The organism is Floricoccus tropicus, from assembly GCF_001832905.1.
GTDB classification, from domain to species: domain Bacteria; phylum Bacillota; class Bacilli; order Lactobacillales; family Streptococcaceae; genus Floricoccus; species Floricoccus tropicus.
Genome location: NZ_MKIR01000002.1, coordinates 1 through 14,654, shown reverse-complemented (window position 1 = coordinate 14,654; position 14,654 = coordinate 1). Strand labels below are relative to the sequence as shown.

12 protein-coding genes are annotated in these 14,654 nt (G+C 30.7%); 3 read left to right on the top strand and 9 right to left on the bottom strand.

The genetic code is table 11. The features are described 5' to 3' along the window. Positions 1-113 precede the first annotated feature (113 nt). From BG261_RS01575 to BG261_RS01550, 5 genes are all read right to left on the bottom strand, one after another. Positions 114-1,979, bottom strand: a complete 1,866-nt coding sequence (locus BG261_RS01575) for an ABC transporter substrate-binding protein (RefSeq protein ID WP_070791448.1) — start codon at positions 1,977-1,979, stop codon at positions 114-116. A 268-nt stretch (positions 1,980-2,247) separates the two neighbouring features. Then, a complete protein-coding gene (locus tag BG261_RS01570; protein ID WP_070791447.1) occupies positions 2,248-3,348 on the bottom strand; it encodes a lactate oxidase in 1,101 nt (366 codons plus the stop codon). A gap of 677 nt (positions 3,349-4,025) precedes the next feature. Beyond that, positions 4,026-5,591 (bottom strand): bifunctional metallophosphatase/5'-nucleotidase, encoded by a 1,566-nt coding sequence (locus BG261_RS01565; RefSeq protein WP_070791446.1) that lies wholly within the window; start codon positions 5,589-5,591, stop codon positions 4,026-4,028. Positions 5,592-5,917: 326 nt separating this feature from the next. Next, the gene (locus BG261_RS01555; RefSeq protein ID WP_070787446.1) at positions 5,918-6,535 is read right to left on the bottom strand and encodes a DUF5052 family protein; all 618 of its coding nucleotides are present in this window, start codon (positions 6,533-6,535) and stop codon (positions 5,918-5,920) included. Between the two features lie 31 nt (positions 6,536-6,566). Continuing rightward, on the bottom strand, positions 6,567-7,796 hold the full coding sequence (locus BG261_RS01550; protein WP_070791444.1) for an SIR2 family protein: 1,230 nt from the start codon (positions 7,794-7,796) through the stop codon (positions 6,567-6,569). A 185-nt stretch (positions 7,797-7,981) separates the two neighbouring features. Between BG261_RS01550 and BG261_RS01545 the strand changes: the two genes are divergently transcribed. Continuing rightward, a complete protein-coding gene (locus tag BG261_RS01545) occupies positions 7,982-8,851 on the top strand; it encodes a hypothetical protein (protein ID WP_070791443.1) in 870 nt (289 codons plus the stop codon). A gap of 15 nt (positions 8,852-8,866) precedes the next feature. Continuing rightward, entirely contained in the window at positions 8,867-9,547 is a 681-nt protein-coding gene (locus tag BG261_RS01540) for a PadR family transcriptional regulator (RefSeq protein ID WP_070791442.1), read from the top strand. A gap of 93 nt (positions 9,548-9,640) precedes the next feature. Here the strand turns inward: BG261_RS01540 and BG261_RS11405 are convergent, their stop codons facing one another. Then, positions 9,641-9,811 (bottom strand): hypothetical protein, encoded by a 171-nt coding sequence (locus BG261_RS11405; protein WP_158007166.1) that lies wholly within the window; start codon positions 9,809-9,811, stop codon positions 9,641-9,643. Between the two features lie 369 nt (positions 9,812-10,180). On the opposite strand from BG261_RS11405, the gene BG261_RS01535 reads away from it, so the two are divergent. Continuing rightward, positions 10,181-11,056, top strand: a complete 876-nt coding sequence (locus BG261_RS01535; protein ID WP_070791441.1) for a LexA family transcriptional regulator — start codon at positions 10,181-10,183, stop codon at positions 11,054-11,056. Positions 11,057-11,163: 107 nt separating this feature from the next. Here the strand turns inward: BG261_RS01535 and BG261_RS01530 are convergent, their stop codons facing one another. The 3 genes from BG261_RS01530 to BG261_RS11400 all read right to left on the bottom strand — a co-directional run. Continuing rightward, entirely contained in the window at positions 11,164-11,973 is an 810-nt protein-coding gene (locus BG261_RS01530) for a hypothetical protein (protein WP_070791440.1), read from the bottom strand. A gap of 19 nt (positions 11,974-11,992) precedes the next feature. After that, entirely contained in the window at positions 11,993-14,431 is a 2,439-nt protein-coding gene (locus BG261_RS11215) for a Mur ligase family protein (RefSeq protein ID WP_083318236.1), read from the bottom strand. Positions 14,432-14,459: 28 nt separating this feature from the next. After that, positions 14,460-14,654: hypothetical protein (locus BG261_RS11400; protein ID WP_158007165.1), on the bottom strand; the 195-nt coding region annotated here is incomplete at its 5' end.

The following is a 14,654-nucleotide window of genomic DNA, read 5'->3' as shown; positions in this document are numbered from 1 at the left end:
TAATAGTAAAAAACTCATTTTTTATTTCAAATTTTATATATTATTTGTCAAAAAAACAACGAAATCATAAAGATCCGCTGTTTTTATAATATACTTTTCCTGTTATAAAGTATTTATTTACCTTGTTCTGGTTTATCCTTTGATACACCAAGTTTTGCCCATAGATCAGTAGCATCATAGGCTTGTGTCCAACCAACAACACGTTTATTAACTGGCGTCCAATCAATTGAAAAATCAAGTGGAGTTACAAATGCTGTATCTTGAATATATGCTTGATATTTTTGGAATGCTTTCGCTCTGTATCCTTTATCAAGTGATTTTTCCGAATCAATATCATCAAGAAGTGCTGTTAATTCAGGTGATGTAAAGTGACCTAAGTTAAATGGTGCTTTTGCTGAAAATAAATCTTGCTGGCTTGGCTCAGATGATAGTGACCACCCTCCTGTTGAAATATCCCATGCTTGATTGTCTTCAGTTTTTCCTGATGATTTAACAAGGTCAGCCCATGTGTTAAAATCAGTAAGTTTATTTTTAAATAGACTTACATCCACACCGACTGCTTTCCAGTGGTTAATATAGTCCATAGCAACTACTTCAGAATATGACTGGCCTGAGCGAGCTAGGAAAACTAGAGAAAGAGTTTTACCATTTTTATCTACTAGATAACCTTTTTCGTTTACCTCATTTGTCTTACCATCTTTACCTTTGGCATCCTTTTTGTAAGTGTATCCTGCTTCTTCCAATAATTTCTCAGCTTTTTCTGGCTCATATGGGAATCCCTTATTATCTTTATTTACATAATCAGAAAATACTGGAGGGATTGTGCCATTAGCTCTATATTTAAGATTATGGTAGATTTCCTTGGCAACTGAATCTTCATCTAAGGCATAAGATAATGCTTTACGAACTTTAACATCCTGAACAGGAGTTTCACGATCAGAAATATTTAATGATTTCTGAGCATCGTAATGACCAACATTATAATACATAACTGAAACTGCAAGCTCATCTTGACCTGTAATTGCATATCCTTTATCTTTAAGCTTTTCAACTTCTGGATATAAGTCAGGTGTAGTACCTCTTACAATATCAAACTCTGCATTTTTAAGTGAAGCAACAACTTTTGAAGGATTAACAGTCTTAACAATTACTGAATCAAGTTTTGGCTTCTCTCCGTAATAGTATTCATTTACTTCATAGCTGATTGATTCACCTGGAACAATATTTTTAGGTTTAAATGGACCAACTACAAGTGGTTTAGTAGTTGTTTTCTCATCTGATTGAAGTTTATCAAAGGGAATGTCCTTTAAATAATGGTATGGAACATACTGTTCAAGATAATATCCATTCCCAGACTGAGTAAATCCAGGCTTAACTTCCTTAAATTGAATCAAAAGTTTTTTTCCATCTTCTCCATCAGGGAAAGTTAATCCAGATATTTTATCGGTTTTATTATTGTGATAATCTTCAAGACCAACAATATTGGCTAAAGATTCAGTCCAACGAGAAGAGCCTGCCTTATCATTAGCAATAATTTCATACGGGAAGTATAAATCACGCGCAGTAACATCTTTTCCATCTGACCATTTAACTCCATCATGAAGAGTAATTAATGCTGTTTTTTTGCCATTGTCAAATTCAATATCAGCCATTCCACCTTTGTCTTTACCATTTACAATGGAAAATGAATTATCTGTTGCAAAGAGTGCAGAACGTGCAGGTGCTTGCATCTCATAATCAATTGCTGCCGTTGATAGAGATCGAATCCACTGTCCAATAAATGGAGTCTCAGTTATAAAACCGTAGTTTAATGTTCCACCTTTTATTGCTTTATCCGGATTTTGATAAGAAAGTTCGAAGTCTCCTGCCTTCATATCTTTTTTTTCTGTGCTACTGCTCGAACCGGAACATGCTGCTAAGCTTAGTCCCAAAGAAACTACAGCTGCTGTTCCTAGAATACGTTTTGTTAATGTACTCAAAATTTTTCCCCCTAAATAAATATTCTCTAGATTTTTAATTTCATTTTATTACAAATGTTTTACTAGACGAGGTACAGTATAACAAATTAATTGGTCTATTCCAATCTCTCTGACATTAAAATAATTTATGCCCATATATTAATAAAAAATAGACGTAAAATTTAGAATTTTAGGATATAATCTGAAAAAAATATACAAAAAAACCGAGAGGCAATTTGGCTTCTCAGTTTTTCGTTATTTCGAATATTTGGAAATAGAAAGGTACTTCTTACATATACTCGTTTTTTCTTAGTTTTGTATTTTTAATTTCTTCAATATTATGAGTTCCTGCTAATTGCATAACCATTTTAAGTTCATTCTTAAAGTAGTCAAATACTTCTTTTACCCCTTCTGAACCACCAAGTGCTAAACCGTAGATTACTGGACGACCAATCGCAACAACGTCTGCACCTGATGCAAGTGCTTTAAATACGTGTTGAGCACGTCTAATTCCACTATCAAATACAATTGGTACACGTTTGTTAACTGCTTCAGCAACTTCTTGTAAAGAATCAAATGAAGCGCGTCCGCCATCTAGTTGACGTCCACCATGATTACTTACCCATACACCATCTGCTCCAGCTTCAATAACTGCTTCAGCATCTTCTGCAGTTTGAACACCTTTAACAAATACAGGTAAATTAGTATGTTTTTGAATAAATTCAATATCCTTGTAGCTTAAGTTTTGTCTTGAAGATTTATAAACGGCATCCATTGTTTGTCCAACACCTGATTGATATGAAGCAACAATTGGCATTGCAATTGGGAATGTAAAGCCATTTCTCAAGTCAATTTCACGGTTACCACCAACAGTAGCATCAGCAGTAAGAACAATTGCTTTAGCACCGTTTTTTACAGCAAGATCTAAAATTTTAATATTATCATCATCATTTTTACTCATATAGAATTGGAACCATTGTGGAGCATCTCCGCTTGCGGCACGCATTTCTTCGTAAGTTTGCCCTGCGTATGATGAAACAGTGTATATAGTATCAGATTCAGCAACACCTTTACATGTAGCTGCCTCACCTTGGACATTAGCAAGTGCATGAGCAGCAACTGGTGCCATAATAATTGGTGTGCTAATTTTTTGTCCGAGAATAGTAGTTGATTGATCTGGATTTTCGATATTTCTAAGTACACCTGGTGCAATTACTTTATGATTGAAAGACTTAGTATTTTGTTCCAAAGTCCACATATCACCAGCTCCACTAGAAATATAACCAAAAGCTCCAGTAGGTATTACGAGTGATGCTGCTTTTTCTAAATCATAAACATTTACAAAGTTAACTTTCCCTTCGGCAGTACTTGTTCTAAAATCTGTTGTCATTTTTAAATCTCCAATTTCCTTTTACTAATAGTTATCAACAAAATGTCTTTGAAACTTCATAAATTTATCTTTGCGAAACTTCAAAGTCGAGTTGATAGTAATAAAATCACAAATTAGTTAATTTGTAAGCTTATCACTTAGGAACTCTTTTCTTCTACTCCTCCTTGACTTCAAATAAAGTATAGCACTTTTTGAAAGCGTTTACCATGTATTGTTGTGTATTTTTCACAAAAGTTTAAATAAAAAAACATACGCAATTCACGTATGTTAAATTTTCTTTATATTTTTTCTTCATTTATAATTTTTGAACATTTTCTTATTATATTATAAGAAGAAATAACTCACATGATAGACCACAGTATATTTACATAGCCCATAGTACCTAAGATAATGCTATAAATTAATAAATGAATTATTGTCCAAATAATTTGTAAATAATATGCAATTGATGATGGTATGATATGATTTTTTCGTTTCGATGAATTTTTAATAAACAATACAAGAAATACAATAAATATTATGATTGGTATAATATTTATTGTATTTCTATGGCTCATAAAGAATATGGAAAATAGCCATCTGACAAAAAAGTAATCACAAAGACTAAAACTACTGCAAAAATCGACAAAAATCAAAAGAAAATTCCAATTTCTTATACTGTTTATATTAATCTAAACTTATTTTAAAATTTCAAAATTATCATCAACACTCGCTTCAATCAATGGATTCTTTTGTAAATAGTCAGCGATAAGTTCCATCATGTCGATTTGCACTTCTTTAACAATCTTGTCAGCAGAAAACATTTCATAGTTTCCTCCACCCACAGCACGGTATTGATTTACCGCAATCTCTAATTCATCAGTATCTTCAATATCTTTGCCTTCAAATTTCAAACGAGTAACACGTTCGCCGACTGGTTTAGATAAATCTAGTGTATAATCAATACCTTGATACATATCATAATTGTAGTATTGAGGTTTAGGGTCGACGAATTCAGGATTAAAGATAATTTCACCACATTCATCAAGAGCCAAATAGTTTGCAGTTCTTTCTAACGCATCACGCAAGTCCCTACCACTAACTTTTAATACCGCAAGGGTATTAGGGTAAATATAATTTGTAATGATGTCACGCATTGTGATTGTGCTTCCAAATCCCTTACCATCATTATTAAATAATGAAGTTCCTGAAATCTTAGCACCTGTCGCATCCATTTGAACCTTATTTACAAATTCAATATAAGAATGTTCTTTTAGTCTTGCGGCCATTGGATTAGTAATTGTCATATCACCTTCAACCTTACCCATTGGATTATCCAACCATGCTTCAAGTTCAATATTTAAATCATTAAGCTGACTTTGAATTTCTTCATCAGGAGCAGCATCTCCGACTGAAACCAACTCAGCATTTGATGAAGTTACTTGGTATTTACCATCAACTTGAGCTAACTCCAATTGTATTTTCCCAATATTAGCTGCACGATATCCTGGTTGAATAACTGGCACGCCGTTAATTTTTGTGGCAATTTCACGATGTTGGTGCCCTGTTACGAACGCGTCAATTCCTTCTACTTCTTCAAGAATTTGATAGCCTTCATTTTCTCCAGTCAAAAGTTCTGTCGGTTCACCTGTCACCAAATCACGCTCGAATCCACCATGATAAGAGACTACTACCACATCAGCTTCTTGACGAATAATTGGAACGTATTTTTTGGCAGTTTCAAGACATGATGCAAAGACCATCCCTTTAATGTGTTCAGGGTTTTCCCAGTGTGGGATATATTGAGTTGTAAGTCCTAAAACTCCAACTTTCAAACCATCTTTTTCAAAAATCTCATAGGCTTTTCCATAATAAAGATTTCCATCTTCATCCAAAATATTAGCCGCAAGAATTGGATGATTGTAAGCAGCAATTGCTGAATCTAGATATTTACTACCATAATTAAACTCGTGATTTCCAAGAATCCCTAAGTCGTAATTCATAGAATTTACAACATCAGTTAGATTACGAACTCCTTTTCCATCAACCTGCTTTGCAGCATAATATGCTAAAGGAGAGCCTTGAATAAAGTCACCATTTTCAATCTGTAGAATCGGCCCATATTTAGCAGCGTCTTCTCTTTCAGCAATGAGTTTAGTCGCAAGTTTAGCGGTACCAAAATCCTCGTTCATATCACGCTCAGTATAGTTTGTCGGCATAATATAGCCGTGCATGTCACTTGTTTCAAGAATTGTTAAACGCATAATAATTTTCATCTCCCATAAATTAATAATTCATCTACTATTATAGCATTAAGCTCTTTATTTCCCTATATGAATTCACTTCTTTTGCTTTTTATAAAGAAAATAAGTGTAAATTAAATAGATAACGGGACAAAATACAAATGTAATAAGTAAAAATAAAGGTAAATTATTCCTCAAAATTCCTGCTAGTACGGAAAGTAGTAAAAGAAAAATAAGAATTTTGTTGTAAGAAGTAAAATCACTTTTTACCCTAGGAACTAAAAAATTAAAATAGCTTTTCATAAAATACTCCTAAAATTAAAACCACTGAAACCAGTGGCTTATACTTATTTAAATAAACTCATGTCATACACAGTGTAGTCACAACGATAAACAAATAAACGTTTGCCATCGATTAAAAAAGATGTTGAGCTTGGTACATCACTTGCTTCTACATTTACTCTATTTCCGATATATGTTGCAAGAGGGTACCCTTGCTGACTACGGATTAGAAGAACCTTACTTGATGGGCTCCATTCATTTTTAACAGAGTTGATGACATTATTTACGATTGGTGTAGATCGGTCGTAATTTTCAAGATTTACTGTTTTTGAATAGTCATCAAAATAGTTGACCATTCCTTTTTCTTGGGCAATCAAACTACTTCCAACGTGGATCATTTCCTTACCACCAACTGAAACCTTAAGAACTTTAGAATCTTTATTTGAAGTACCGTCATTACTTTGGCTATCAAAACGAGTATCGCGTGATACAGAAACAGATTTACCTTCAATTTGGTCAATTATTTGTGCCTGTTCATCGTAAGTCCTAATAGACATAGTTAATCCTACAAAACTCTCAGTCGCATCCTTAAAGAAGTTTCGTACTGTTGAACAGCCAGTAAGGCCTACCATAGCCAATATAATCAGGCCACTCACAGCAATTTTTTTCCAATTTTTCTTCATTAATATTTTCCTCCACTAGTTATTAATAATATTATAACTGGTTTTTCGAATTCTTGCTCATTTCTAAATTTTCAATAGACTCAAAATACATATCATCATAAATATAAGGTGGAATCAAAGACTTATTCTTATTTTCCAAAAGTGTCTTAAGATTTAAAAGCCCATCTAAGATTCCAAGTTGATAATATCTATCGTAACTATTATTTTCCTGCATTTCTTCATATCTAGCACCGGCATGTTTTATCTTATAATCAAGATCAGAAGACCTTACTTCATAATTTTCATAAACTGAAATCATCCCTTCAATATGAGCACATGAAGTAATATCATTTAAATCAATATTCTTAAGAGAGAGCAATTGATTTGAAATCTCCTCTACCAAAGTCTGCTTCTCCTCTGCTATATATCCCCTTGACTCCATAATCTTCCTTAGAGAGTGGATGAAAAAATATCCATCAGTTATTATTGATTCAATATTTTTCGATTGATATTTAAGCATTGACTGGTCAATATTAACGATATAATACTTGCTATCTGTTCCTTCATTATGCTCCATTTTTAAACCAAAAACTTCAAGTAATTTATCTAAATCTTCATCACCAAAAGAAAATCCGATAAAAACAACGCAATTTTCTTTAAAGAGCTTTTGAATTTCCTTGCCGTAGTTTTCAGTTGAAAGTCGCTTGTAGCAATTTTTATAATCATCTTGACTTGCAATAATACTATCTGGTATGTTTACTGAGCCATGAATCTTATAGACTTTTTTTGAAGAATCTTGATTTTCAATTTCTATATTTTCAAACCCGTCAAGAATAGGCTTCATATGACATTCCGTTTCAAAATAATCATCCCAGTTACTAGTAATTACAGTAGCAAGATTATCAATTTTCGCAACTTCTCGATGAAAAATTGTTGCTGAATCATAAAGTTCCTGAAAAAGTGATATACGTTCAAAACGATCTTCAATAATTCGTATGAGTTCTTCACGACCACTAGGAACTGTCTTACAAAATTCACTCATTAAAATTGAAAAAGATGGATTGTTAGCTTTATAAGCGTAATCTTTTTGAAGATATTCTAGTACTTCATCATAAAGAGTTGACGGGAATACTTTATGTGATTCAGTGCTTATTCCTGCCCCACAAAAGAGGACTAACTGTTTCTCCTGAGCTTTGAAGATAATTTCTTCAGGCATTATAAAAGATGGATAAGTACTACATTCTTGGCAGCTACAATTCAAATCATTTTTTCTGACTTCCACAAGATTCTGCTCCTTTTCTTTAAGATAATTATACCAAATATGAGGTTAATATAGAAAAAATAATTATTTATAAAAATTTATATCCAAAATGAATATAATTACTTGACATATATCCAAAATGGTTATACTATAATCATGTAAAGAAAAACATAAAAAAATTCACTCATAACAGGAAGGTGATTATCATGAAAAGAACTAAACTAAGGTTACATAATCCAGGAAGTGATAAGGAAAAAGATTTTTTACTTACAATGATGGATGAGGGCTATCTATTAACTGGAAAACACTTTGTTTTCTATAATTTTACAAAAGCTGAAGATAATCAGCACCACGACTTGATTCTTGAATACTCAGATCAAAAGACACCAGATATTGATAGTGGTAATTTATCTGACTACGGAATCATATCCTCTTTTCAAAAAAAATTGTGGCTAACTAAATACTTTATTTCTTATTCCTATGCAAAAAATAAGAAGGATATAAATGAAATAAAAATTAGTGATGATTCAATTCAGATGGAACTTAAATATGTAAAAAGATACATAAAAAATTTTATTACGCTTATAAACTGGGTTTTAGTCATTACTGTAATAATTTGGGGACTGCTAGCTGCTAGACAGTATATAAGTGATATGAAAATTTCTCCAGAAAAAGCATCTGAAACCGCAGTAAATACGTGTGCAATTTATTTATATCCTGTTTTAGCCATTTTCTTGTTTTCATGGAAATATATATGGTCTAAATTCTTCAAAAGAAAACATGCTCTTCAAGATATAACAGGAGACTACTCTGGAAATTGGCAACCAACTTTACTTGTTACAATAAAAAATCCAAGTACTGTTCCAGATATGCATGACTTCGCTTATTTAGGTACCTGGACTAGACTTACCCACAAAGAAAATGAAAATACATACTACTATAATTTAAAATCAAACTATTCAATTACTGATATTATCGAAGATTTATCAACTATGCTTAACACTGATAAGGATAATATTAAAATTATTGACAACTTTGGCTTAGCACCAATAGGTTGGCTTGGTTCATTTTTCTAGAATTGGAGATTAATAATGGCTAAAAAAGATAATATAAACGTTCCACTTAACTATTCAAGCTACTTGATAATGCTCTGTCTTCGTCACCAATCACACGGATATGAAATTATGAAATATGTAGAAGAAGCAACAAATGGATTAATTACAATCGGTCCTGCTACAATGTACCGTACAATTTCAGATCTTGAAAAAAATGATTATATATATCTAGCATCTGAAGTTGGAACTCGTAAGGAATATGCTCTAACTGATAAAGGCTGGGAACTGGTACAAGAGCAAGCAAATTTTATGGAGATGTTACACAATATTGCGAAGAATAATGCAGAAACTGTAGATGATACTACTTCTGTTGCTAATGAAAATAAAAATATCGAAGAAAAGAAGGATGTAGAAATGAAAAATTTTAATAAAAAATTATTTAATGTTAATCTTAAAGTTTCTAACCAAGAATCTGAACCGGATTTTTCTAAATTAGATGATCTTGGCCAATGGGTATTGGTTACAACAGGTAATAAAGGAAGAACTTACTACTATCAATTTAAAACGCCTCTCGATGCAGATACACTAAAGGAAGAAATATCTGAGCGACTTAATATTGATCCTGATGATCTTTCAACAGGAGTATGGAGTAATCTATATCGCTCCCGCGAACTATGGAGCGGTGATCCTAAGACACCTTGGATTGATGAACAATAAAATACGAAAAAATACTTGAGCTGACTTCGAAGGCTCAAGTATTTTTAATATATATGATTTCTTTTATAGGCCAATAAAAGTTTAATCCATTAATTAATAGTATACATGTTCTGTATTTTCAAAAGCATCATTTGTATATGTTTCTAAGTATGCTTTTCTTTTTGCTTTTTTTTCTTCTTCACGACTCACTTCTAACCATGAGAAGAAAACTGCAAATAAGAAGAATGATAGTAATACAATTAAAGTTCCAAATAAATCTGCCATGATATAATACCTCTTTCAATAAATAAATTAAGAATGTACAGTTAAGTTTGAATAATCGTATATACGTTTTAAATCGTATCATGATTTAAAAAATAAAAACTCCATGAGATAGTTTTATTACGTATTATGCATATATTTTTTATCTTTTGAGAGATAAAAACTTACAGACATTCTAGACTTCAGGTAGCTATGTGTTATGCACATTTCACTAACTTCCTTACTTGATATATACATTATAATACGAATTAATATGAATTTCAAGTTATTTGTACTAAAAAAATCGAACTTTTTTCGTATCAACCCTTTAAAAATATCTGAAAATACTATATAATATAGTAAAGATACGAATTAAAATGAATGGAGAGCGTTATGGCTAGAGGTGAATTAACACCCCAGGATGTGAAGAATCGACAAATAATCTCTGATAATATAAATAAATTGATTGATAAGGGTGGCCTTCGTCAAATTGATATCCACCGTGCTACAGGTATTCCAAAAAGCACTCTCACTGGATATGTGAAAGGTACTTCTTCTCCTACTACTGCAAATATGGAGAAACTTGCTGAATTTTTTAATGTTGATATGGGTGAGATTGATCCACGTTTTGCTAATGAGGCAAATTCTGATACTTATAAAGTTAAAGAGAATAAATTTAAATCAATCTTGGATGATATCCAAAATATTTCAGAAAAATTGACTGAAGATTATCAAAAACGTGTTTTAGAATATGCGCGTGATCAATTTGAGCTTCAAACTTCTAAGAATAACAATATTAGAAAACTTACAGCTACAGAGCGAGTAGCAATATCTACTGATATAAAAAATGATAAAATTGTTAATCTCTCAGATTCACTTACTGAGGTCCATGCAGTAGCTAAGTCTGCGGCTGGTTTTGGATATAACTACGATGATAATGAATTTTATACCGTATATACTGATCGTAATGACTTACCAGATTATGATTTTGCTACTTATGTATCAGGTGATTCAATGGAACCAAATTATCATGATGGTGATATCGTATTAGTAAGGCAAAACTACTCTGCACCAGACGGAGGGATCTATATTGTCGATTATGATGGAAAGAGTTTCATTAAACAGACATTCATTGAAAACGATCAATTAATATTAAGCTCGCTTAATAAAAAATATAATGACAAGATATTACCAATACCACCCGATGAATATACGTATTGGAATATTGCTGGGGAAGTCGTTGATAGCTTTACACCAATCGAAAAATAATAAAAAGAATATAATAAAGACAGTGCGATATTTAATCACGCTGTCTTTATTATATAAAATACTATTTTATTTTAATAATAATTAAAATAATAATATAAAGTCTAATATTATACCAAAGGTCTATCTATTGTCTTACTTTCATCAATAGGGCTATCACAATGTAATATCTGGAATTTTTTTCCATCATCTGATAAGTTATAAGTTAAATTTAATGTATAATCTTTTCCATCTTTTTTAAATTTAGCAACACCTGTTGTTAAATATTTGAACTCTGTGCCACTTTCTTTATCAGTCTTGACTGGAAGTCTTTTTACTTCAAGTGTCTTATAATCAATTTCAGGTTTTTCAATTGAATAGATATTATTAAGTACAGAATTAGCTATAGAATAAAATCTTTCATTTACTTCCTCATCTGCTGTAGTTTCTTGATCAACAGTCTGTAGATTTGGATCAGGTGTCCCATCTAATCGAATATTAAAGACTTTATCAGGATTATAAGTCGTATCAGAATGAATGAGTTGATAATCTTTTCCATTTTCCAATATATTATAGGTTAAATTAATTGTATAAGTTTTTCCAGCAAAAATATAGTTCCCAGTACCACTCGTAATCCTATCAAATTTTTCTTTCTTATTAGCACTTTCCTTGGGAGGAAGTCTCTTTGTATTTATACTATCAATGTCAACCTGAACATTTGATAATCCATAATCCTTTGTTAATACTCGTTTAGCTACCTGCATAAATTTAGTATTTGTTTGTGAATCACCATCTGTTTCTTTTTTTACAACTTCAACTGAAATATCTTTTTTATCTGATGTATCCTTTTCATTAGTTGCGGTCTTGCACGCTGTTAGAGATAAAAAACAAGTAGTAATAAGAAGTGCATCCCTTATAAATTTACCATTTATTGATTTCATTGAAATCTCCTTTATTACATTATCTATATGAATCTTTTTTTATTTTTGCACTTAAATTTTTAAAATCACTACCAGACATAGATCCTTTTAACATTACAAATGAATCATCCGTTATGGAATTTAATATTGCTTTAGAAATTGATTCTAAATTATCAAACCATTTAATATTATCAGAATTAATTTGTTCAAATAATTCTTTGAACAAATCACCATAACCAAAGATAAAATCAGCGTTACTTGAAAGTAATTCATTCATAAATTTTATATGAGATTCTCTGGATAAAACACCTAAGTCCATAACTTGACCGACAACAAAAATTTTTTTCCCTTTAAATTTATCTGATATTGAATTTGAGTATCTAATTGCATTCAGCATAGACGGCACGGCAGCATTATGTGTATCATCTAGTAATAAAAATTTATTTCCTTCAAATACCAATTCTGTTTTTTCTAATATTTTAGGTAAAGAATGAAAATCGTTAAATTTTTCTAAATAATCGGAAACTTCTTTTCCATTTGACCAAATTGTTAGTATTGCAGCTAAACTGTTCAAAATCATACCGTCAGAAGCAGTACCTAATCTATAGGTATAAATCTTTTCAAAAAATTGAATAGTAACTTGATCATAATATTTATCATTGATGATGCTTAATACGAACACATCAGCAGTCTTATCATTAATTGAATAAGTATAAATATTATCAGTTTTTCGTTTAGCTGCACGATATACAATTTCGAAAGCATTTTTATCAATATCTTTATTGATAATTGCACATCCATCGTCAACTAAACCATGAAATATTTTAGATTTTATATGAGCAACATCCTCAATATTTGGAAATGATCCAGTATGAGCTTCTCCTACCGAAGTAACAATTCCTATTGTTGGTCTAACAAGCTGAGACATATCACCGGTATCAAAATCATTTAATGCATTTAATGAGATTTCAAGTGCAATAGCATCAGGTTCTTTAACAAGATTGTTCATATACAAAGGTATAGCAAATCTAACATTATGATTTCCATTATTCTCAACAACATTTTCATCCGAAAGAAGATGGCTAATCATCATTCTAGTTGACGTTTTACCTACTGATCCTGTGACACCAATTACTTCTTTTTTATATAAGCTTCTTAAAAGTTCTGAAAACTCAAGCATAAATTTCCATGAATCTTTTACAATGAATTGCGGAGTTCTACCACTTAATCTATAAATAGGTCTCTCAGTAATTACGAGCCCTAATTCATGAGAAAACTCTTTTACTTGAACATTTCCGTCAGTCCAATTAACCTCTCTCCTATTTACATAGCTTCTTCTCTCTTTTGTAAAACTTACGTACATAATATTTTTTTTATTTTTTAATGGACTTATACTTGGACCAAAATAATCAACAGATTTAATTTCGTTAAATGGGCGTAAGTCTCTTTCAAAGTAGCCATCTATATATAAATCTAAGTTTTTTATTATATTTTGAATTTTATTTTTCTTTAATTTTGTTGACTCTTCGTAAGAAATTTTATATAAATTTGAACATAAATCTTCATAGAATTTTATCAGTTCTGATGAGGCGTTCTCATTATTAGCAATAATTCCTAGATCTTTTTTCATTTCTTCAAACATTCTGTTAGGTACAACTTTACCATTAGCAATATTTTTTATGTAAATATTAAGATAATATGTTAAACAATCATACTTATTTACTTTTAAACTTAATACATTATTATAAATATATTCATAAATATTATGGTAATTATAATATGCATTTCTAGGTGACATATTTTTAAAATCATTATTTGAAGAGATAAATGGTAAAGTATCGCTATTTTTTAATAAATATATACCCTCTATCAAAGAAAGAGCTTTCATAATGAAACATTCTTCTCGTCCTTCACTTATTGTTAAATCAAAATCCAAATTATTATTTTTTATAATTGATGTTCTTATTGCTTTTCCATTTAATGAAAATTGAATTGGCTCACTAATTGATAAAAAGTTTTCAAATATATTTTTTGTATTATCAGTTATGCTGTCAGTTACGTTTACTAAATCAACTTTATATTCATCATCTCTATATAATATTGATATAATTTGTTCAAGATTTTCATGAGATAATGGGTTTTCACAAGAGAAAAATAATATCCATTTACCGGTAGATAATCTGATTCCTTCGTTATACAAAATAGAAATATTATCAGTTTTATTAATTCTTTTTACAAATTTATAATTTTCAAATTTTTCTGCATATGAGTATAATTTTTCAATTGTATCATCTTCTGAATTATTATCAATGACTATAACCTCTAATATTGATTTATCAATTAACAGTGATGAAAGTTTTAATAAACTTTTTCCGATAGTTTCATCTTGGTTTTCACTTGTTAATATAACTGAAAGCAGTGGGTGTTTTTGACTACTTCCTTTATCTAAATAGTCGCTATATAAACTCTTATTTATCATATTATTACTCTTTTCTTTTTATAAAAATTTATTTCCAAAATTTCAACGTTTTTTGTGAATACTTTATATTTTTGGGAGATCCAATAAGTTCATACATAGGAATCAAGTTCTCAATCCCATCTTCTGTCATAGATATTTCAGCAGCTATTTCTAAGGCTCGAAGAGATTTAACTTTCAATCCTTTATCTAAATATTCAACTGATAAATCATTTAAAAATTTTAT